Origin of the sequence: Promicromonospora sp. NFX87 (genome assembly GCF_048564965.1) — a bacterium.
Lineage (GTDB): Bacteria > Actinomycetota > Actinomycetes > Actinomycetales > Cellulomonadaceae > Promicromonospora.
On the sequence record NZ_CP183413.1, the window covers coordinates 1,417,444 to 1,437,855 of the forward strand.

Annotated in this window: 16 protein-coding genes and 2 tRNA genes; 7 read left to right on the top strand and 11 right to left on the bottom strand. The window is 70.9% G+C overall.

The features are described from left to right. Nucleotides 1-112 precede the first annotated feature (112 nt). Nucleotides 113-188: transfer RNA gene (locus tag ACNYC2_RS06335), tRNA-Asn, on the bottom strand. 249 nt (nucleotides 189-437) lie between these two features. Between ACNYC2_RS06335 and ACNYC2_RS06340 the strand changes: the two genes are divergently transcribed. Then, on the top strand, nucleotides 438-1,553 hold the full coding sequence (locus tag ACNYC2_RS06340; RefSeq protein WP_419706214.1) for an N-acetylglucosamine kinase: 1,116 nt from the start codon (nucleotides 438-440) through the stop codon (nucleotides 1,551-1,553). On the opposite strand, the gene ACNYC2_RS06345 is transcribed toward ACNYC2_RS06340, so the two are convergent. Next, the gene (locus tag ACNYC2_RS06345; protein ID WP_419706215.1) at nucleotides 1,542-2,111 is read right to left on the bottom strand and encodes a hypothetical protein; all 570 of its coding nucleotides are present in this window, start codon (nucleotides 2,109-2,111) and stop codon (nucleotides 1,542-1,544) included. The two genes, ACNYC2_RS06340 and ACNYC2_RS06345, sit on opposite strands and share 12 nt — an antisense overlap. Before the next feature lie 135 nt (nucleotides 2,112-2,246). Here ACNYC2_RS06345 and ACNYC2_RS06350 point away from each other — a divergent pair, with 135 nt between their 5' ends. Next, on the top strand, nucleotides 2,247-3,371 hold the full coding sequence (locus ACNYC2_RS06350) for a M15 family metallopeptidase (RefSeq protein WP_419706216.1): 1,125 nt from the start codon (nucleotides 2,247-2,249) through the stop codon (nucleotides 3,369-3,371). Nucleotides 3,372-3,593: 222 nt separating this feature from the next. Then, entirely contained in the window at nucleotides 3,594-6,668 is a 3,075-nt protein-coding gene (locus ACNYC2_RS06355; RefSeq protein WP_419706217.1) for a carbohydrate-binding protein, read from the top strand. 83 nt (nucleotides 6,669-6,751) lie between these two features. Here ACNYC2_RS06355 and ACNYC2_RS06360 read toward each other — a convergent pair. Beyond that, nucleotides 6,752-6,825, bottom strand: a tRNA-Ile gene (locus ACNYC2_RS06360). Between the two features lie 161 nt (nucleotides 6,826-6,986). Between ACNYC2_RS06360 and ACNYC2_RS06365 the strand changes: the two genes are divergently transcribed. The 3 genes from ACNYC2_RS06365 (at nucleotide 6,987) to ACNYC2_RS06375 (ending at nucleotide 10,181) form a co-directional block, all read left to right on the top strand. Next, nucleotides 6,987-8,225, top strand: a complete 1,239-nt coding sequence (locus ACNYC2_RS06365) for an RtcB family protein (RefSeq protein WP_419706218.1) — start codon at nucleotides 6,987-6,989, stop codon at nucleotides 8,223-8,225. Nucleotides 8,226-8,310: 85 nt separating this feature from the next. Next, nucleotides 8,311-9,213, top strand: coding sequence for a DUF5819 family protein (locus ACNYC2_RS06370; protein ID WP_419706219.1), 903 nt, complete (start codon nucleotides 8,311-8,313; stop codon nucleotides 9,211-9,213). After that, on the top strand, nucleotides 9,210-10,181 hold the full coding sequence (locus tag ACNYC2_RS06375) for an HTTM domain-containing protein (RefSeq protein ID WP_419706220.1): 972 nt from the start codon (nucleotides 9,210-9,212) through the stop codon (nucleotides 10,179-10,181). The genes ACNYC2_RS06370 and ACNYC2_RS06375 overlap by 4 nt, the downstream gene beginning before the upstream one ends. 34 nt (nucleotides 10,182-10,215) lie before the next feature. Here ACNYC2_RS06375 and ACNYC2_RS06380 read toward each other — a convergent pair whose 3' ends face one another. From ACNYC2_RS06380 to ACNYC2_RS06410, 7 genes are all read right to left on the bottom strand, one after another. Beyond that, nucleotides 10,216-10,713, bottom strand: a complete 498-nt coding sequence (locus tag ACNYC2_RS06380; protein ID WP_357449700.1) for a DUF3145 domain-containing protein — start codon at nucleotides 10,711-10,713, stop codon at nucleotides 10,216-10,218. 278 nt (nucleotides 10,714-10,991) lie between these two features. After that, entirely contained in the window at nucleotides 10,992-11,477 is a 486-nt protein-coding gene (gene def, locus ACNYC2_RS06385) for a peptide deformylase (protein ID WP_419706221.1), read from the bottom strand. 148 nt (nucleotides 11,478-11,625) lie between these two features. Continuing rightward, nucleotides 11,626-12,870 carry a beta-ketoacyl-ACP synthase II gene (gene fabF, locus ACNYC2_RS06390; RefSeq protein ID WP_419706222.1) on the bottom strand — a complete coding sequence of 415 codons (1,245 nt, stop codon included), beginning with the start codon at nucleotides 12,868-12,870 and terminating at the stop codon, nucleotides 11,626-11,628. Between the two features lie 131 nt (nucleotides 12,871-13,001). Continuing rightward, complete coding sequence (locus ACNYC2_RS06395) at nucleotides 13,002-13,250, bottom strand: acyl carrier protein (RefSeq protein WP_116676165.1); 249 nt, start codon at nucleotides 13,248-13,250, stop codon at nucleotides 13,002-13,004. A gap of 123 nt (nucleotides 13,251-13,373) precedes the next feature. Beyond that, nucleotides 13,374-14,375: a beta-ketoacyl-ACP synthase III gene (locus ACNYC2_RS06400; protein WP_377134460.1), complete on the bottom strand. Its 1,002-nt coding sequence runs from the start codon at nucleotides 14,373-14,375 to the stop codon at nucleotides 13,374-13,376. Beyond that, on the bottom strand, nucleotides 14,372-15,358 hold the full coding sequence (locus tag ACNYC2_RS06405; protein WP_419706223.1) for an ACP S-malonyltransferase: 987 nt from the start codon (nucleotides 15,356-15,358) through the stop codon (nucleotides 14,372-14,374). The genes ACNYC2_RS06400 and ACNYC2_RS06405 overlap by 4 nt, the downstream gene beginning before the upstream one ends. Before the next feature lie 119 nt (nucleotides 15,359-15,477). Further along, nucleotides 15,478-16,761, bottom strand: coding sequence for a PucR family transcriptional regulator (locus ACNYC2_RS06410; RefSeq protein WP_419706224.1), 1,284 nt, complete (start codon nucleotides 16,759-16,761; stop codon nucleotides 15,478-15,480). 99 nt (nucleotides 16,762-16,860) lie between these two features. On the opposite strand from ACNYC2_RS06410, the gene ACNYC2_RS06415 reads away from it, so the two are divergent. Continuing rightward, a complete protein-coding gene (locus ACNYC2_RS06415; protein WP_419706225.1) occupies nucleotides 16,861-17,550 on the top strand; it encodes a hypothetical protein in 690 nt (229 codons plus the stop codon). 90 nt (nucleotides 17,551-17,640) lie between these two features. Here the strand turns inward: ACNYC2_RS06415 and aceE are convergent, their stop codons facing one another. Further along, nucleotides 17,641-20,391, bottom strand: a complete 2,751-nt coding sequence (aceE, locus tag ACNYC2_RS06420; protein WP_419706226.1) for a pyruvate dehydrogenase (acetyl-transferring), homodimeric type — start codon at nucleotides 20,389-20,391, stop codon at nucleotides 17,641-17,643. Nucleotides 20,392-20,412 lie beyond the last annotated feature (21 nt).

Consider the following 20,412-nt stretch of genomic DNA (forward strand, 5'->3'; position numbering starts at 1 on the left):
GGCAGCCGACGACCAGGAGGGCGTCTGCTGGCTGACAGCGCTGGGTTTCCGCTGGGTCGGCACCATGTAACGGAAACAGCGAGGCCCGGAATCGTTGAGATTCCGGGCCTCATGGCTCCCGCGGTTGGACTTGAACCAACGACCGTCCGATTAACAGTCGGATGCTCTGCCAGCTGAGCTACGCGGGAATGCGTCCGCCCCAGTCCCGTGCACCGGGAGGGCGACCGGTGAAAACTCTAACAGGTTCTGGCGGGTAGTCCTGTCGTGTTTTCGGAGGGCTCGGTCACAGGTCGGCGGCCCGTCGGCGACGACGTCCGGACCCACCCCATCGACATGCCGGACAACACGCCGATCCGGGGCGAGATCGAGGCTCTGCCATGTCGTTCGACGCCGTGTTGTGCCACCATCTTCGGGTGCGGGCAGCAGACACCCAGAGGGTGACCGATCCTCCGCCCGAGGACACCTGGGTAGTCGGCCTGGACCTCGGCGGAACGGGTTCGCGCGCCGTCGCGAGCCCTGGGCCCGGCCGACCGCACATCCGCGTCGAAGGCCCGCCGCTCCATGTCGTGGACGGGCGCTCCGACGCCCCCGACGTCGTCCGCGGGCTCTGCCAGGACCTGATGCTCGAGCTCGACGCCGCACACGCCGGCGCCGGGACGCCCCGGATCGCGGCGGCCGCCGTCGGCCTCCGCGGGATGATGGCCATGGACCGGGCGGGTCGCCTCGATCCTTACGCCCTCCACGACGTTCTCGCCGAGAGCCTGGGCACCGAACGAACCGCCGTGTCGACCGACGCCGTGACGGCGCACCTGGGCGCCCTCGGCGGGCGTGGCGGCGCCGTGCTCGTGGTGGGCACTGGTGCGGTCGGCGTCGCCGTCGACGAGTATGCCCGCTGGTACCTCGCAGACGGGCTCGGATACCTGGTCGGGGACCAGGGCAGCGGCGGATGGATCGGCCGTGAGGGCCTCGCGGCCGCGAACAAGGCTCGCGACGGACGCGAGGACGGCGCATCGCAGGTCCTGCTGCGGGCCTCCGAGCGGCACTTCGGCCGCCAGCGGCACGGGATCACCCTCGACAGCACCCCGGACGCGCTCAGCCTGCTGGCCGGGTTCGCACGAAGCGTGCTGGCCGCGGCACGAGCCGGCGACCCCACGAGCGTCGCCATCCGCGCGGCGGCCGCGAGAGGGCTGGCAGACACCCTGCGCGCGGCGCTCAGCCACCCCGGCGTCGAGCCCAGGGTCGCGACGACGGGCAAGCTGATCACCAAGGTCCCCGAGCTGCGGGCCCTCGTCATGTCGCACCTGACCGACGTCCGCCCCGACGTCGAGGTGGTCGACGCCGCGGGGGAGCCGCTGGACGGTGCTCTCGTGCTGGCCCGGAGGCTCCTCGAGACCCCGGAGGGCGTGCCGTCGAACCGGCCGTTCCTGTCGGTCCGGATGGGGACGCCCGGTCCTGTGCCGCTCGAGAGCGCGACCGTTCCCAAGGCTCCTCGGCGGCGCAAGAAGCTGGCCGACGGCGACCCGGTCACCCTGCGCGCGGGCTCAGGCAGGTAGTCCCGCCGCGCTGCGCACCCGGGCCTCGGCCGCGTCGATCGCGCCGGCCGTGCCCGGATCGGCCAGGTCGACGTCGGCTCCGCCGATCACCTGGGAGAACAGCGCGCCGTCCGCCCGACGTCGGACCGCCACGCGGGCCGAACGCCCGCCCGGGAGCTTGACCGGCTCCGCCAGGACCACCGACCACTGCACCCGCTCACGCAGCACCTGCGGCAGCACGGAGCGCCGGCCGTCGAGGGGGAGCGGCGTCGGCTCGTCGCTGTCGACCCAGTACACCTGGATGACGTTGGACTCCGTGTCATAGGTCGCCCGGTCGACGTCGGACCACTCACGCTGCACGACGACGGACGGCGCGCCCCGCGATTCGTCGTCGTCCTGGCCGGTCGCCACCTCGGGCGCGGAGATGATCAGCAGCTCGGCGCGCGTCGCGAACGCCCATGCCTCGCTGGCGGACGTGACCAGCGCCGCCTGCGCCAGCACCGGTGCGGTGCGGTGCGAGCGGACGGTACGGCGTACGGCCTTCTGCGGGCCCTGCCCGAACCATGATCGGAACCCCATGCCCCCACCGTAGTGCCGCGAACCGGGCGCACGAACGAGGCTGATCCCGCGGCGCCCGGCTCCGTCCGGTCCGACCCATAGTTCACCCCCTGGTCGGTCAGCCCCGAGGCGTTCAGTGACGTAAGTTCTGGCCTCGTGACCTCGACGAACGCCATGCCTCATGTCGATCCCCCTGACGTGAAGCCCGGCGGGACCGCGAGAGAGCGGCGCGAGGCGAAGGTCCGCCGTCGCCGGAGCCTGCGGACGGTCATCATCGTGACGCTCGTGGTCGTCCTCGCGATGGGCGGCGGCGGCCTCGCCTGGTACGCCGCGGAGGAGACAGCTGACCTCGCCACGCAGAACTCCACGGCGAAGCAGCTGCTGACAGCCTCCGACGGCAAGGTCGCCGAGGAGACGACGCGCGACGAACTCTCCGCGCAGGTCGCCGAGGCCGAGACAGTGCTGGCCGAACCGGTCCTCACCCGGCTCCTCACCGGGACCGGTGACACCCGGGACTCCCTCGGGGCCGCGTCGGACGCGGTCGAGGCGTCCATGGTCGAGTTCGCCCGCGGCCAGGTCGAGGCCGCCCGCCAGGGCATCACGAGCGCTCAGGCCCGCGCGGAGAAGGTCCACGCGGCGACGGAGGGCCTGGGCGTCGACGACGTCGTCCGGGGGCAGCTGCAGGCCGCCCTCGACACGCTCGCCGCCGTCGATGTCGCAGCGGACGACGCCCTTGCCGGTGCGGACCTGACGAAGCTCGAGAAGGCTGCCACGGACCTGAGCACGAACCGCTCGGTCCTCACCCTCGCCACGCAGTCGCTGACCGACGCGCAGGACGCGATCAGCTGTCCCTGGCCGGACCAGGTGTGGGACCCGGACAGCGGCAAGGTGCCGAGCTCCGAGCTCGCGGCGATCCCGTGGGCGCCCGAGCACCTCGTGCGTGCCGACGTGCTGCAGGACCTCGTCGACCTCGACGCCGCCTACAGCGAGGCGTTCGGCGAGCACCTGACGATCAACTCGTCCTACCGCACGTACGAGTCGCAGGAATCCCTGTACGACCCGGCGGCGCCGACCGCCGCGCCGCCCGGCTGCTCCACCCACGGCCTGGGGCTCGCGGTGGACATCGGCGGCGGGGTCCAGACGTTCGGCACCGAGCAGTACAACTGGCTCAAGCAGCACGCCGAGACCTACGGCTGGACCCACCCGGACTGGGCCGAGCCCCGCGGGCGGATGCCCGAGCCGTGGCACTGGGAGTCCGTGCTCCTGCGCCCGGGGTCGTGACGCCCCACCACTGAGTTCCAGGCGATTCTCAGATCGCATGCCCTAGGGGGTTGCCATCTGAGAAACCGGTTACTAGGCTCCGGGAAACCGGTTACCCGTGTGGGGTCAGTATCACCCGGCGCATCGCTCCAGAGCCGGGGCGGGCGCGTCCCGGCAGACCCCACGTCGCACGAAGAACCACAGCAACGTCCCGCTTTCAACGACGAACGTGAGGCAACGACGATGAGAAGACCCAGAGCAGTGCAGCTCCTCTCGGCGGTGGCAGCCATGACCCTCGCGGTCACGATCGGGCTGACCGCGCAGTCGGTCCCGGACGCGGCCGCCGCCACAGGTAGCGCAACGGGCTTCGCCACCCAGAACGGCGGCACCACCGGCGGTGCCGGCGGGCAGACGGTACGGGCGAGCACCGGGACCGCGATCCATACGGCGCTGTGCAACCGCGCCACCAAGAGCACCCCGATCGTCATCGAGGTCTCGGGCACCATCAACCACGGAAACACGAGCCAGGTCTCGGGCCCGGGGTGCAGCACCGCATCCGGCGTGATCGAGCTCAAGCAGATCAGCAACGTCTCGATCATCGGTGTGGGGAGCGGCGCGGTCTTCGACCAGATCGGCATCCACATCCGCGAGTCCAGCAACATCATCATCCAGAACGTGACGGTGCAGAACGTCAAGAAGTCCGGCTCACCCACGTCCAACGGCGGCGACGCCATCGGCATGGAGAGCGGCGTCCGGAACGTCTGGGTCGACCACGTCAACCTGATCGCCTCGGGCGGTGAGTCGGAGGGCTACGACGGTCTCTTCGACATGAAGAACGACACCAAGTACGTGACGCTCTCCTACAGCATCATGCGCAACTCCGAGCGTGGCGGGCTGGTCGGCTCGAGCGAGACCGACGTCTCCAACAGCTTCATCACCTACCACCACAACCTGTACCAGAACCTGAACTCCCGGGTGCCGCTGCTGCGCGGCGGCACCGCCCACATCTACAACAACCACTACACGGGCATCGTGGAGTCGGGCATCAACTCGCGGGCCGGGGGCAAGGCGAAGGTCGACAACAACTACTTCGAGGACTCCAAGGACGTGCTCGGCACGTTCTACACCGACCAGGCCGGCTACTGGCAGGTCGCGGGGAACATCTTCGACAACGTGACCTGGTCCCCGCGCAGCGGCGACCACAACCCGGCGGGCCCGAACCCGACGTCGAACACCTCGGTCAGCATCCCGTACTCGTACCCGATGGACGCCGCGAACTGCGTGCCGTCCGTCGTGAGCCAGACGGCGGGCGCGAACAAGGGCAACCGGGTCTCGGACGGCAGCTGCACGCCGACCAACCCCGACCCGGACCCGACTCCGACCGACCCCACGGACCCGACCGACCCGCCCACCGGCACGAACCTGAGCCTGGGCGCGGGCGCCGACGGCTCCAGCAAGGCCAGCGGCACCAGCTTCGGCAACGTGCTCGACGGGAACACCGCCACCTACTGGTCACCCTCGGGCTCGACCGGACGCGTCTCGATCAAGTGGGCCTCCGCGAAGACGGTGTCCAGCGTCAACATCCGTGAGGCCTCCGGCGCGGTCGGCAACATCGGCGCGTGGCGCATCGTCAACAACGACAACGGCGCGGTCCTCGCCACCGGCAGCGGTGCGAAGGCCGTCAACTTCGCCGCGACGTCGCTGACCAAGATCAACTTCGAGATCACGAGCTCGAGCGGCACGCCCCGGGTCGCCGAGTTCGAGACGTACGCGGGATCGTCGGCCGCGGCCGCCACGAAGATGGGGGCCTCGGCGGTCGCCGCGGTGGCCGCCGTGGAGCGGTTCGAGGCCGAGTCGTCCGCGGCGACCTGCGGCGGCACGATCGACACGAACCACTCCGGCTACTCCGGCAGCGGGTTCTGCAACACCACCAACGCGTCCGGCGCGGCGCTGCAGGTCAACGTCAGCAACGGGGCCGCAGGGGCCACGACCCTCGCGGTCAGGTTCGCCAACGGCGGCACCACCGCCCGCACCGCGGACCTCGTCGTGAACGGCACCAGGGTCCAGGCGGTCTCGTTCGAGCCGACGGGCGCGTGGAACACCTGGACCACCAAGTCCCTGCCGGCCACGCTGGTCGCGGGCGCCAACACGATCCGGCTCGTCGCGACCAACTCGGGTGGTCTGGCGAACATCGACTACATCGAGGCTCCGACCGGGGGTACCACCGAGCCGCCCGTCGGGGACGCGCTGTACGTGGCGCCCGGTGGTACGGACAGCGCCGCCGGGACCCTGGCGAACCCGACGACGCTGTCGTCGGCGATCAACCGGATCGCCGCCGGCGGCACGATCTACCTGCGTGGCGGCACCTACAACTACTCGCAGACGATCGCGATCCCGCCGGGCAAGAACGGCCTGTCGGGCAACCGCACCGAGATCTTCGCGTACGCCGGTGAGCGGCCCGTGCTGAACTTCTCGGCGCAGAGCGAGGACCCGGCCAACCGCGGCATCGCCATCGGCGGCGACTGGTGGCACCTGCGCGGCATCGTCGTCGAGCGTGCGGGCGACAACGGCATCCTCCTCGGTGGCGACAGCAACATCATCGAGCGGGTGGTCACGCGGCACAACCGTGACTCGGGGCTCCAGCTCTCCCGCTACGCCGCGGGCGCGCCCCGGGCCGACTGGCCCGCGAACAACCTCATCGTGTCGTCGGAGTCGCACGACAACGTCGACTCCGACGGTGAGGACGCCGACGGGTTCGCGCCGAAGCTCACCGTGGGCACCGGCAACGTCTTCCGGTACACGGTGTCCCACAACAACATCGACGACGGCTGGGACCTGTACACCAAGTCCGACACCGGTGCGATCGGCGCGGTCACCATCGAGGACTCGCTCTCCTACGAGAACGGGACCCTGTCCAACGGCGGCCAGGCCGGCAACGGCGACCGCAACGGCTACAAGCTCGGCGGCGAGGACATCGCGGTGAACCACATCGTGCGGCGCAGCATCGCCTTCGACAACGGCAAGCACGGGTTCGGCTACAACCGGAACCTCGGCTCGCTGACGGTCGAGAACAACCTGAGCATCGGTAGCGCGGAGCGCAACTTCAACTTCGACGGCGGCTCGTCGACGTTCCGCAACAACACCTCCTGCAACAGCGGGTCGAACGACCGGATCATCGGCAACGACGCGGGCGGCAACCAGTGGTACGCCGGCTCGAACGGGTCCCGGTGCGCGCAGTACTCCGGTTCCCTGGCCTGGTCCTTCGCGTCCGACGGGCGCCTCGCGGTGACGATCGGGGGCACCGCCGTCAACCTGTGACCTGACGGCGGTACCAATGCAACGACAGCGGCCCGGATCCAGGTGGATCCGGGCCGCTGCTGCGTTCCGCGACGAACGATCGGTGCCCTGTACAGGACTTGAACCTGTGACCGAGAGATTATGAGTCTCCTGCTCTGACCAACTGAGCTAACAGGGCCGGTCCGCAGTACGAAGCCGCGGGAGGATCTTACTGCCTCGGGCAGGGAATGCAGGCCCGCCCACACGGCCGTGGACACCGGCGCGTCGAAATGATCTGGCGCCCCCTCGGCGTCCGCCCTTAGGTTCTGCGAGCCAACCCCAAAGAACTGGAGCAATCCCATGTCCTCGAACTTCCCGGTCGCTCTGTCGGGCGCCCGGGCGCAGACCCTCATGTGGGCGCACGAGCACGACGTCGACCACGCCGCACTGAACCAGCTGCGCAACATCTCGGCCCTGCCGTGGGTGGCCGGCGTACGCGTGATGCCCGACGTCCACCTCGGCAAGGGTGCGACCGTCGGCTCCGTCATCGCCATGCGCGACGCCGTGTCCCCGAACGCCGTCGGCGTCGACATCGGCTGCGGCATGATCGGCGTCCGCACCTCGCTGACCGCCGCCGACCTGCCGGACGACCTCTCGCGCCTCCGGGCGCGCATCGAGGCCGCGATCCCCGTCGGGTTCCACGCGCACGGCGAGCAGGTCGACCTGCGCCGCCTGCGGCCCGTGAAGGGTTCGGGCGGACAGGAGCGGCTGCGGGGCGAGCAGGCGTTCTGGGACAGGTTCGAGACGCTGAACCCGAAGGTCCGCCAGCTGGAGACGCGAGCGCGCAAGCAGCTCGGGTCGCTGGGTGGGGGCAACCACTTTGTGGAGGTATGTCTGGATTCGGACGACCAGGTTTGGCTCCAGCTCCACTCCGGCTCCCGCAACATCGGCAAGGAGCTCGCGGAGCACCACGTCGGCATCGCGAAGCGCCTCGAGCACAACGTGGGTCTGGTCGATCGCGAGCTGGCCGTGTTCCTCGGCGGCACGCCCGAGATGGACGCATACCTCAACGACCTCTGGTGGGCACAGGAGTATGCGGCCAGGTCGCGCGCGGTCATGATGGCCCTGACGGTCCAGGCGGTCCGCGACGAGTTCGCTGCGATGTCCGACGGCGGCCGTGAGCTCACCTTCGACGAGGGCGTGAACGTGCACCACAACTACGTGGCGCGCGAGCAGGTCGACGGCGAGGAGCTGATCGTCACCCGCAAGGGCGCGATCCGGGCGGGCAAGGGCGACCTCGGCCTGATCCCCGGGTCGATGGGCACCGGCTCGTACGTGGTGCGCGGCCTGGGCAACCCGGAGTCGTACTGGTCGGCGTCGCACGGCGCGGGCCGGCGGATGTCCAGGACCCGGGCCAAGCAGGAGTTCACGCTCGACGACCTCGCCGCCCAGACCGAGGGCGTCGAGTGCCGCAAGGACCGGGGTGTGCTCGACGAGATCCCCGGCGCCTACAAGGACCTCGACGCGGTGATCGCGGCGCAGTCCGACCTCGTGGAGGTCGTGGCCCGGCTGCGGACGGTGCTCTGCGTCAAGGGCTGAGCGGCCTCAGGGCTCGCGGTCCTGACGGCGGAGCGGGATCTGACGGGCTGGAACGGGAGCCGGTGCCTCTGGCAACCTGTGCGCGGTGAGCACCGCACAGGATGCCGGGAGCGCCGGCTCCCGCTCGGCAGAGCCGTCGACACCCGTCGCCCCTGCCGTCTCCCGGCGCGTGCGCTTCCTGGTGATCGGGGTCTGGGCGCTCCTGCTCGCACACTTCGTCGCCACGTTCCTCTGGACGGCGCCCGGCTTCCTGACCGGCCGGCCCGACGACGGGACGGCCGGACCTGCGCGGACCGGCGCCCTGGCCGCGTACATGACGCCGGTCTTCGCGCAGAGCTGGTCGATCTTCGCGCCGTCGCCCCTGCACGTCGAGTACACGCTGCGGGTCCGGGGCATGTACGAGCGGGGCATCGACGGCGGCCTGGTGCCCGGGCCGTGGATCGACACCACAGCGGTCGAGGCGCGTGCGCTGACCGGGCACCTGCTCCCCGCGGCGACCGAGCGGCCGGCCCGCCGGCTGGCCTCCGACGCTCGCGCCGCGTATCTCGAGCTGCCCGAGAAGGCGCGGCTCGTCGTCCTGCGGCCGCCCGCGGCCGGTCCAGCCCCGGGGCAGGCGCCGCCCGAGCCCTGGCCCGCCCTACGGGCCGCGTTGCTCGACGACGGCGCCGCACCCGGCGTCGTCGACGAATATCTCGCTCAGGACCGCGCCCTCGCCGCCTACGCGACCCAGGTGTTGCGGGCCGACGGCGCCTCGGGCCGCCCGGCGATGGGCGCAGGCAGGCCCGGACTGCCCCTGGTGTACGTCCAGGCGGAGGTGGTGCGCCACGGCATCACGCGGTACGGAGCGCAGGAGCGGCCCGGGCCGGACGGGCTCACCGTCGGGGCCCGCCCGCCGTACGCCGTCGCGGGCCAGGACGACGCCGCGTTCCGCAGCGCGTGGGACGCGCTGCGGTACGAGTCCCCGGCGGACGACGAGGGCGCCCCGTGACTCGTGTGCTCGCCCCGCCGTCCGCCCGCTCCCTGACCGCGCTGCTCGACGACGGCGTCCGCTGGATGACCGACTCCGCCCACGCGACCTACGGCGTCGCCCTGATGCGCATCGTCTTCGGCCTGGGCGTCGGCGGGTACGTGGCGGTGAACTTCCCGGCTCGGGACGCGCTGTGGGGTGCGGGCGCCCGCTGGACGACGCCGCTCGGCGGGCAGGCGCTCCCCGGCGACCTGCTGCTCACGCAGGCGTGCCTGGCGCTGCTCCTGGTGGCGGTGCTGGTCACGGTGGGCTGGCGGGCCCGCTGGACCGTGCCGCTGCTGCTGGTCGGCTGGACCGCGCTGACCACGATCAACCCGCTGATCGCCGACCAGGGGCACAACATCTCGCGCATCCTGCTGGTCTACCTCTGCTTCGCGGACTCGTCGACCCGCTGGTCCCTCGATGCCCGACGGCGGGGGAACGCCCCCGGGCTTGCCGGCGATGACCAAGCCCGCAACGACCCTGCCCGCACCGCCCGCAACCTCGCCCACAACGCGGCGGTGCTGGCCACGGGCGCACAGATCTGCCTGGCGTACGTGCTGTCGGGGCTGTTCAAGCTGCAGGGCGCGGAGTGGCGCGACGGTTCGGCCGTGTACTACCCGCTGCTCCTGCCGCAGTTCCGGCCGTGGCCGGCGGTGGCCGACCTGATCGCCGGGAGCGGCTGGCTCGTGGCGGCGGCGACCTGGGGGACGCTCGCCCTTCAGCTCACGTTCCCGCTCCTCCTGCTGCACCGGCACCTGCGGACGGCGGCCGTGACCGGTGCGCTCCTGATGCACGCGGCCATAGCCGTAGTCATGGGCCTACCTTTCTTCTCCCTCTTCATGATCGCAGGCGACTGCGTCTTCCTGAGGGACGCAACCATCACTCGCCGAAGTAGAGCGCCTGTCCGACACACGCTCTACTTCGGCAGCCAAAGGCCCGCGAGATAAGGGGTGTGTCGGACAGGCGCTTCGGCGAAGCCGGTCAGCCGACCTGGTGGAGCCAGCGGACCGGGGCGCCGAGGCCCGCGTAGCGGAACGGCTCCAGCTCGTCGTCCCACGCCGCGCCGAGGGCGAGGTCCAGGGCGTCCCGCATGGCGCGCGGGTCGGCGAGCTCCAGGGCCGCACGGACGCGGTCCTCCTGGACCACCACGTTGCCGTGCACATCCGTCATGGCGTGGAAGATGCCGAGGTCGGGGGTGTGCGACCAGCGGGCGCCGTCGGCCCCGTTGCTCGCGTCCTCGGTGACCTCGTACCTGAGGTGGGACCAACCGCGCAGGGCGGACGCGAGCTTGGCGCCCGTGCCCTGCAGGCCCTGCCACGAGTATTCGGCACGGTACAGACCGCGTCCCGCGGGCTGCGCGGTCCAGTCCATGGATACGCGCACGCCAAGTACGTTCCCCGCGGCCCACTCGATGTGGGGGCACAGGGCACGAGGCGCCGAGTGCACAAAAAGCACACCCCGCGTGATGACACCGGCCATGTCTTCCTCCCTGGGTCGAGGTACGTCTTCCCCTACGTCCTCACCAGGGCGGTGACGCTGTGGTCGGCTGCACAGCGGTGCTTCGGACCACATACTGCCCGATCCGCCGACGAGATGCGAGGCGAAACGGCGCGCAGGCGTCGAGTTAATCACCACGTACGACGAGTTCGTGCGGCACATTCTTGCCTAAAAAGCCGCACCACCACTAGTGCCCCTTAGGACTTTCTTGAGATTGATCCCACAGGGCGTGGCACGTATCAAACAGGGTGGTCAGACCCTCACAGGCGCGCGCGAAGCTCCCGCATCGCCGCGCGGCGCGTCTCCTTCTGGAGGCGGTCGAGATAGACCATCCCGTCCAGGTGGTCGCACTCGTGCTGGAGGCAGCGGGCCATGATCCCGGTGCCCTCCACGGTGATCGGCTCGCCGTCCAGGTTGATGCCCTCGACCTTGGCGTAGTTGGCGCGCACAGTGGGGTACCAGAGGCCCGGGACGGACAGGCAGCCCTCGCCGCCGTCCTGCTGCTCCTCGCCCAGCTCGACGATGCGCGGGTTGATCACGTAGCCGATCTCGCCCTCGATGTTCCACGAGAAGGCCCGCAGCGAGACGCCTATCTGGTTGGCGGCCAGTCCGGCACGCCCCTCGTCGTCCACCGTGTCGACGAGGTCCGCGACCAAGCTGCGGACGCGGTCGTCGATAGTCGTCACGGTGTCGCACGGGGTGCGCAGTACTGGGTCGGGAACCACACGGATCTCACGCATTGCCATGCGGACATTCTCCCATGTCATAACGGAGGAACACGGATACGACAGGCTGGGGACGGCGAAGTAGAGCGCCTGTCCGCCTCCGCACGAGGTCGAACCTCGCGGAGGCGGACAGGCGCTCTACTTCGCCGTCTCGGGCAGGGCCCGTGGGTCAGGCGTTCTGGATGACCAGCGCTACGTTGTGCCCGCCGAAGCCGAAGGAGTTGTTGATGGCGGCGATGTCGCCGCCGGGCAGCTTCGCCGGCTCGTCGCGCACGAGCGGCACCTGGAGCTCCGGGTCGGGGTTGTCCACGTTGATCGTCGGCGGGGCGAGCCGCTCGGAGATCGCCTTGACCGCGAACAGCGACTCGATGGCGCCCGCACCACCCAGCAGGTGGCCCGTCATGGACTTCGTCGCCGAGAGCAGCACGTGGTCGGCCTCGGAACCCAGCAGCGTCCGGATGGAGGACGTCTCGGTGAGGTCGCCCACCTTGGTCGAGGTGGCGTGGGCGTTGACGTGCACGATGTCGGCGGCGGTCACCCCGGCGTCCTGCATCGCGAAGCGCATGGCCGCGACCTGACCCTTGCCCTCGGGGTCGGGGGAGGTGATGTGGTACGCGTCGGACGACAGGCCCACGCCGCTGACCTTGGCGTAGACGCGGGCGCCACGGGCGGCGGCGTGCTCGGCGCTCTCCAGCACCAGGACGGCCGCACCCTCACCGAGCACGAACCCGTCGCGGTCGACGTCGTACGGGCGCGAGGCCCGCTGCGGGTCGTCGTTTCGGAGCGAGAGCGTGCGGGACGCCGCGAAGGCGCCGAGCGGCATCGGGTGGATGGCCGCCTCGGTGCCGCCGGCCACGACGACGTCGGCGCGCCCGGAGCGGATCATCTCGACGGCGTAGCCCACGGCCTCTGCGCCCGAGGCGCACGCGGACACCAGGGCGTGGGTGCCCGCGCGGGCACCGAGCTCGAGCGACACGTAGGCCGAGGGGGAGTTCGGCATGAGCATGGGGACGGTCATCGGCAGCATGCGCCGGGCGCCGCGCTCACGGAGCGTGTCCCAGCCGTCGAGGATGGTCTGGATGCCGCCGATGCCGGACGACACCACGGCGCCGAGCCGGTCGCCGTCGATCTCGGGGCTGCCCGCGTCGGCCCACGCCTCGCGCGTCGCGACGATCGCGTACTGCGCGGACGGGTCCATGCGCTTGGTCTCGGGGCGGGAGAGCACCTCCGCCGGGTCCACCTTGATGGTGGCTGCGAAGGTCACGGGGATCCCGTACTTCTCTGCCCAGTCGTTCTCCAGGGTGCGCGCCCCTGATACACCGGCGAGTGCGGCCTCCCACGTGGATGCCACGTCCCCGCCGAGGGGTGTGGTGGCGCCGAGGCCGGTGACGACGACTTCGCGTGCGGAGGACATGATGATGCTCCCGGGAGTGGTGGGACGAAGGGGGCAGGTGCGAAAAAGGTGCTACCTCGTGGGCAGCGAGTGCCCGACGGCGGCACGGGCCCGGTGGAACTGGGGCCCCACTGCCGCCGTCGGGGGGCGGCTCAGGCCTGAGCGCCCTTGATGAAGCTCACTGCGTCGCCGACGGTCGAGAGGTTCTTGACCTCTTCGTCCGGGATGCGAACCTCGAACTTGTCCTCGGCGTGCGTGACGATGGTCATCATCGACAGGGAGTCGATGTCGAGGTCGTCCTGGAAGGACTTCTCCAGCAGGACGTCGGCCTTGTCGAGGCCCGTCTCCTCGGCAACGATCTCGGCGAGGCCCTCGAGGATCTCCTGGTCCGTGTTGGCCATGGGACTTCCTTATCTTTCGTAACGGTCACCGGCGCCGTCGGGCACCGGAGTCTTGCTGGTCAGATCTTGGCGCATCGCGCGACCGGAATGCACGGCGGGCCATTTCCAGGCCCGCCCTCCCGGCTACGGCAGCACCACGACCTGCGCGGCGTACACGAGGCCCGCGCCGAACCCGATCTGGAGGGCGAGGTCGCCCGACTTGGCCTGCCCCTCCGCGAGGAGGCGCTCTGCGGCCAACGGGATCGACGCCGCCGACGTGTTGCCGGTCTCGGCGATGTCGCGCGCTATGACCACGGTATCCGGCAGACCCAGCTGCTTCTTCATCTGGTCGATGATCCGCATGTTGGCCTGGTGCGGGATGAAGACCTGGATGTCCTCGGCGGTCACGCCTGCCTCGGCCATCGCCTTCTCCGCGACGGGCGCCATCTGGAAGCTCGCCCACTTGAACACGGTAGGCCCGTCCTGGCGCAGCGTGGGCCAGCCGAGCGAGGGGTCCTCGCGCAGCTCGGTCCAGGAGTGCGTCTGACGGATCGCGGTGGCCTTGGCGCCGTCCGAACCCCACACGGTCGGGCCGATGCCGGGGGTGTCCGACGGGCCGACGATCGCGGCGCCCGCGCCGTCGCCCAGCAGGAACGAGATGGAGCGGTCGGTGGGGTCGATGATCTCGCTGAGCTTCTCGGCGCCGATCACCAGCACGTGCCGGGCCAGGCCCGAGCGGACCAGGGCGTCCGCCTGGCCGATGCCGTAGGCGTAGCCGGCGCACGCGGCCGACACGTCGTAGGCGGCGGCCGGCGTCGCGCCGATGCGCTCGGCGAGGATCGCGGCGCCCGACGGCGTCATGTGCATGTGCGTGATCGTCGACAGGATGACGGCGTCGATGTCGGCGCCGGTCAGGCCCGCGGCCTCCAGCGCCTTGTTCGCGGCGGCCTCGGACAGGTCGAGCACGTCCTTGTCCGCGCCGGCCCGGCGGCGCGTGACGATGCCGGTGCGCTGGCGGATCCACTCGTCCGAGGAGTCGATGGGACCGGCGATGTCGTCGTTGGTCACGACGAGCTCGCCGCGCTCCCCACCGATCGCCAGGATCCGCGAGAACTGCGTGGGCTGGGCCTGCTGCAGGATGGTCACTGGTCTGCTCCGGTCGCGCTCGTGCCGCTGGAAAGGACAGTGCTGTGTGCCGCGATGAGCGCACGCGCCGCATCGAGGTCGGCGGGCGACTTCACCGCTACGGTCTCCACGCCCTTGAGGCCGCGCTTGGCGAGACCCGTCAGGACGCCGCCGGGGGCGAGCTCGAGCAGGCCGGTCACGCCGCGCTCGGCGAGGCTCGTCATGATCAGGTCCCACCGGACCGGCGCCGTGACCTGGCCCGCGATGTTGCGCAGCACGTCAGCGCCGGTGCCGTGGCCGTTGGCGCCGCCCGTGTAGGCGGTGCCGTCCAGGTCCGCGAGGAACGGCAGCGTCGGGTCGGCGGCGTCCCAGCCGAGGGCCACCGGCTCGAACTCGGCGCGTGCCGCGTCCATGAACGGGGTGTGGAAGGCGCCGGCGACCTGCAGCGGGATCACCCGGGCGCGGGTCGGCGGGTTCTCGGCCAGCTTGGCGAGGTTCTCCAGCGCGCCGGCCGCGACGGTCTGGCCGGCGCCGTTGACGTTGGCGGGCCACAGGCCCGCGGCCTCGATCGCGGCCAGCACCTCGTCCGGGTCACCGCCCACCACGGCGCTCATGCCCGACGGCGCAGCGGCTGCCGCCGTGGCCATCGCCCGGGCGCGGCGTGCGACCAGGCCGGCCGCGCCGTCGTCCGACAGGGCGCCTGCCACCGCGGCGGCCGACAGCTCGCCGACGGAGTGACCGGCGGTGATATCGACGACCTCTGCGGCGGCGCGGCCGTCCAGCAGGGCGCGCAGCGCGAGCAGCGACGTGGTGACGATCAGGGGCTGGGCCACCGCGGTGTCGCGGATCGTGTCGGCGTCCGACGTCGTTCCGTGCGCCACCAGGTCCAGGTTCGAGGCCTCGGATGCTGCGGCGAGGCGTTGTTCGGTTCCGGGCAGCTCGAGCCAGTCGCTGAGCATCCCGGGGGTCTGAGAGCCCTGTCCAGGGCAGACGACGGCGAGCACGCGTCCACTCTGCCAACCCGGAGAGCCCGCAGGACGTCGCGACCCGTACCAACCTGGTAGAGGCCCCTTGTGGAGAACCTACAAGGCGCTGGCCTCTGGGAGAAGTTAGGACAAGACGGTCAGCCGCGGCCGAGCTGGCCCAGCGCCAGGGCCACCTGCAGCACGAACGACTCGCGGGCGTCGAGCGGGTCCCACCCTGTGATCTCCGACACCTTGCGGAGCCGGTAGCGCACCGTGTTGGGGTGAACGTACAGATGGCGCGCCGCGGCCTCCAGCGACCGGCCGGTGCCGAGGTAGGCCGACAGGGTCTCCAGCACGGCGCCGCCGGCGTCCTGCAGCGGGGTGAAAGCCTGGGCGATCAGCGTGGCGCGGGCGGTGTAGTCGCCGGTCAGCACGCGTTCGGGCAGGAGGTCGTCGGCCATGACCGGGCGGGGCGCCTGCGGCCATGCCGGGGCGGCTGTGAGGCCCGCGAGCGCGGACCGGGCCGACCGGGCGGCGTCGGTCAGGCTGGGCACCTGGGTGCCGATCACCACCGGGCCCATGCCGAAGCGGCTCAGGAGCGACGTGGCGGCGGCCACGAGGTCGCCCTCGCCGCCGAGGACGAGCACGAGCCGGTCGCCGTGGATGCCGACGAGGGCGTCGCCCGCGGCGCGCCGGGCGACGCGCCGGATCTCGGCGGTGCGGATCTCGTCGAGCTGCTCGGTGGCGAGGCCCACGACGACGAGGGCGTTGCCGCGGCCGCTCCACCCGAGGGCCGAGATGCGCGAGCGGAGGGAGTCGTCGCCGTCGCCGCGCACGAGCGCGTCGACCACGAGGGCCTCGAGGCGGGCGTCCCAGGCACCGCGCCACTCGGCGGCGCGGGCGTAGACCTCAGCCGCGGAGAACGCGACCTCGCGGGAGTAGCGCAGGACCGCCTCGCGCAGGTCGCGCTCGCCGCCGGGCGCGGCGATCCGGTCGGAGTGCGTCTCGACGACGTCGACCACCACGCGCACGAGCTGGAGCGTGTGCTGCAGCGAGATGGAGCGGGTCAGCTCGGTGGGCGCCGCGGCGAAGATCTCGCTGACGCCGTGCGGCGGCCGGTCGGGGTCGGTGAACCAGGAGGTGAACGCGTTGATGCCGGCCTGCGCGACGAGGCCGACGTACGAGCGGTCCTCGGCGGGGAGCTCGCGGTACCAGTTGAGGTCCTGGTCCAGGCGCTGCATCGCGGCGGCGGTCAGCAGACCGCTGGCCTCGCGGACCCGCTGGAGGTTCATCGGGAACCCCGCGGGGTCGGTCGCCCCTTCCGGGGCGGACTCCGGCACGGGCGCCGGGGCGTCCTGGCCGGCGCCGCGGTCGGCTGCCGGCCCGGCCTCCCGGTCGGTCTTCTGAGCGCTGGTTCGCGCGCCCCGTCGAGTTGCTGGCACCCCGGCAGCATACGAGCCCGAGTTGTGGGGAGTCCACAAACGGACTTTCAAGGCAGGGTGATACCAGTGCGGAGGGGAGGAAAACTGTAGGGTCGAGGTATGGCCCTGATGCATCGGCTCCGCCGCCTCATCCGTCGGCCCCTGTCTGCGTCCACGGTCGGTGCTCGCCGCCCGTCGCCGTCGGCGCCCCGACGAGGGGACGCGGGACACGAGGACGCGCTGCGCGCCCAGCTGACCGACGATCCGAACAACGAAGAGGCTTTCGGCGCTCTGGCAGAGATCGTGCGCCGCCGTGCCGCCGAGGACCCGACGCTGGAGGACCCGTTGCGGGACTCCGACGAGATCCCCGAGTCCAAGCAGCGCGAGGCGGACCTCGCGGTCTGGGCGCTGGCCGAGGAGCTGGCGGGGCACCCGCGCGGCTGGTACCCGCTGATCGAGCTGGGCCGGCTGTCGCTGGCCGACGACCCGGAGGGCGCCGTCCGGCGGTTCACCACGGCCGCCGAACGCGATCCTGACGGCCGGGCGCTGGTGGAGGGCATGGCGATCCTGCGGGACGCGGGCATGCCCGTGGAGGCCCTGGGGCTGGGCGTGGGGCACTGGCGCGTACGGGAGCACCCGCCGGTGGTCGGCAAGCACCTGGTGCTCGCCGCGCTCGAGGCAGACCGGGTGCTCGAGGCCCGGCAGCACCTGCGGTCGCTGGAGATGCACCCGGACACGAAGGCGGTCAGGCCGCTGCGGGACGAGCTGGAGAAGGCGATCACCGCAGCGGAACAGACCCCGCCGAGGTAGACGCCCTCCGCGAAGTAGAGCGCTTGTCCGGCTCTCCCTGGGGTGACCCGGGGAGAGCCGGACAAGCGCTCTACTTCGCGGACCCGGAGGTCAGCTGTCGCCGCCCGCGGTGCCGGACGTGCCGGCGGTGACGTCGAGCAGGCGGTACTTCTCGACGGCCTTCGCGACGACGTCGGCCGGCACCTCGCCACGACGGGCGAGGACCTGCAGCGTCCGGACCACCATCGACGGGCCGTCGATCAGGAAGAACCGCCGCGCGGCGGCACGGGTGTCGGAGAAGCCGAACCCGTCGGCGCCGAGCACCGCGTAGTCACCGGGGACCCAGGCGCGGATCTGGTCGGGGACCAGGTGGTCGTAGTCGCTGGTGGCGATGAACGGCCCCTGGGCGCCGGAGAGCTTCTCCGTGACGTACGGCGTCCGCAGGGGCGCCGTCGGGTTGATCAGGGACTCGTGCTCGGCCGCCAGGGCGTCGCGACGCAGCTCGTTCCAGCTGGTCACCGACCACACGTCGGCCGAGACGCCCCAGTCCTCCTTGAGGAGCTGCTGCGCCTCGAGCGCCCACGGCACGCCGACGCCGGAGGAGAGGAGCTGGGCCTTGGGGCCTTCTGCGTCCGACACCGAGATGCGGTGGATGCCGCGCTTGATGCCCTCGACGTCGACGTCCTCCGGCTCGACCGGCTGGACCATGGGCTCGTTGTACACCGTGAGGTAGTACATGACGTCCTGGTCCCGGCCGTCGGAGCCGTCGCCGTACATGCGCTCGATGCCGTCGCGCATGATGTGCCGGATCTCGTACCCGTAGGCAGGGTCGTACTGCACGATCGAGGTGTTCGTGCCGGCGATGAGCGGGCTGTGCCCGTCGGCGTGCTGCAGGCCCTCACCCGTGAGGGTGGTGCGGCCCGCGGTCGCCCCGATGATGAAGCCGCGCGTCATCTGGTCGCCGGCCGCCCAGAACTGGTCGCCCGTGCGCTGGAAGCCGAACATCGAGTAGAAGATGTAGACCGGGATCATCGGCTCGCCGTGCGTGGCGTACGACGTGCCCACCGACTGGAACGCGGCGGCGGAACCGGCCTCGTTGATGCCGGTGTGCATGATCTTGCCGGACTCGGACTCCTTGTAGCTCAGCATGAGCTCGCGGTCCACGGCGAGGTAGTTCTGGCCGAGCGTGTTGAAGATCTTGGCGCTCGGGAAGATCGAGTCGAGGCCGAAGGTGCGGGCCTCGTCCGGGATGATCGGCACGATGCGGTCGCCGAAGTCCTTGGCCTTGAAGAGATCCTTGAGCAGCCGCACGAACGCCATGGTGGTGGCGATCTGCTGCGTGCCGGAACCCTTCTTCAGCAGCTCGTAGGTCTTGTCCTCGGGCAGCTTCAGGGTCGTCCTCGCGACGGTCCGGCGTTCCGGTACGAAGCCACCGAGCTGACGGCGGCGCTCCAGCATGTACTGGATCTCCGGCGAGTCGGGGCCCGGGTGGTAGTACGGCGGCAGGTACGGGTCGGCCTCGAGCTCGGCGTCCGAGATCGGGATACGCAGCGAGTCGCGCAGCGTCTTGAGGTCGTCGCCCTTGAGCTTCTTCATCTGGTGCGTCGAGTTGCGGCCGGCGAAGCCGGAGCCCAGGCCGTAGCCCTTGACGGTGTGCGCCAGGATGATCGTCGGCTGACCGGTGTGCGCGCGCGCCGCGGAGTAGGCCGCGTAGAGCTTGCGGTAGTCGTGCCCGCCGCGCTTCATGTTCCAGATGTCGTCGTCGGTCATGTTCTCGACGAGGGCCTTCGTGCGCGGGTCGCGCCCGAAGAAGTGCTCGCGGATGAACGCGCCGGACTCCGCACGGTAGGTCTGGTAGTCACCGTCGGGCGTGACGTTCATCAGGTTGACCAGCGCGCGGTCCTTGTCGGCGTTGAGCAGGGTGTCCCACTCGCGGCCCCAGACGACCTTGATGACGTTCCAGCCGGCGCCCTTGAACTGGGCCTCCAGCTCCTGGACGATCTTGCCGTTGCCGCGCACCGGGCCGTCGAGCCGCTGCAGGTTGCAGTTCACGACGAACGTCAGGTTGTCCAGCTGCTGCTGGGCGGCGTGCTGGATCATGCCGCGGCTCTCGGGCTCGTCCATCTCGCCGTCGCCGAGGAAGGCCCAGACGTCCTGCTGGCTGGTGTCCTTGATCCCGCGGTTGTGCAGGTACTTGTTGGTCCAGGCCTGGTAGATGGCCGACGCCGGGCCGAGGCCCATGCTGACGGTCGGGAACTCCCAGAAGTCCTGCATGAGGCGCGGGTGCGGGTAGGACGGCAGGCCGCCACCCGGGTGCGACTTCTCCTGGCGGAACCCGTCGAGCTGGTCCGCGGACAGGCGACCCTCGAGGTACGCCCGGGCGTAGACGCCGGGGGAGGCGTGGCCCTGGAAGTAGATCTGGTCACCGCCGCCCGGGTGGTCCTTGCCCCGGAAGAAGTGGTTCAGGCCCACCTCGTACAGCGTCGCCACGGACGCGTACGAGGAGATGTGCCCACCGACGCTGAGGCCCTCGCGCTGTGCGCGGGTAACCATGACTGCCGCGTTCCAACGGATCCAGGAGCGGTAGCGCCGCTCCATGGCCTCGTCGCCCGGGAAGTACGGCTCCTCGTGGACACCGATGGTGTTCACGTAGGGCGTCGCCATCGACGCGGGAATGCTCACATTCCGCTCGCGCGCCCGCCGGAGCAGGTTGAGCATGACGTACCGGGCGCGGGGTCCGCCCTTGTCGTCGATCAGCCCGTCGAAGGACTCGACCCATTCCTCGGTCTCGGCCGGGTCGATGTCAGGTACGGCGCTGAGCAGACCGTTGATCAGCGGTCCGGTCTCGTCAAACGAAGCCACCAGCAACCTCTCTCGGTGTCG

What these genes read in the sequence shown, in the direction of transcription:
- ACNYC2_RS06415 (WP_419706225.1), top strand. Translation starts at nt 16,861, where the DNA reads ATGGCCCTGATGCATCGGCTCCGCCGCCTCATCCGTCGGCCCCTGTCT.
- def (WP_419706221.1), bottom strand. Translation starts at nt 11,477, where the DNA reads ATGGCAATGCGTGAGATCCGTGTGGTTCCCGACCCAGTACTGCGCACC.
- ACNYC2_RS06345 (WP_419706215.1), bottom strand. Translation starts at nt 2,111, where the DNA reads ATGGGGTTCCGATCATGGTTCGGGCAGGGCCCGCAGAAGGCCGTACGC.
- ACNYC2_RS06395 (WP_116676165.1), bottom strand. Translation starts at nt 13,250, where the DNA reads ATGGCCAACACGGACCAGGAGATCCTCGAGGGCCTCGCCGAGATCGTT.
- ACNYC2_RS06365 (WP_419706218.1), top strand. Translation starts at nt 6,987, where the DNA reads ATGTCCTCGAACTTCCCGGTCGCTCTGTCGGGCGCCCGGGCGCAGACC.
- fabF (WP_419706222.1), bottom strand. Translation starts at nt 12,870, where the DNA reads ATGTCCTCCGCACGCGAAGTCGTCGTCACCGGCCTCGGCGCCACCACA.
- ACNYC2_RS06380 (WP_357449700.1), bottom strand. Translation starts at nt 10,713, where the DNA reads ATGGCCGGTGTCATCACGCGGGGTGTGCTTTTTGTGCACTCGGCGCCT.
- ACNYC2_RS06355 (WP_419706217.1), top strand. Translation starts at nt 3,594, where the DNA reads ATGAGAAGACCCAGAGCAGTGCAGCTCCTCTCGGCGGTGGCAGCCATG.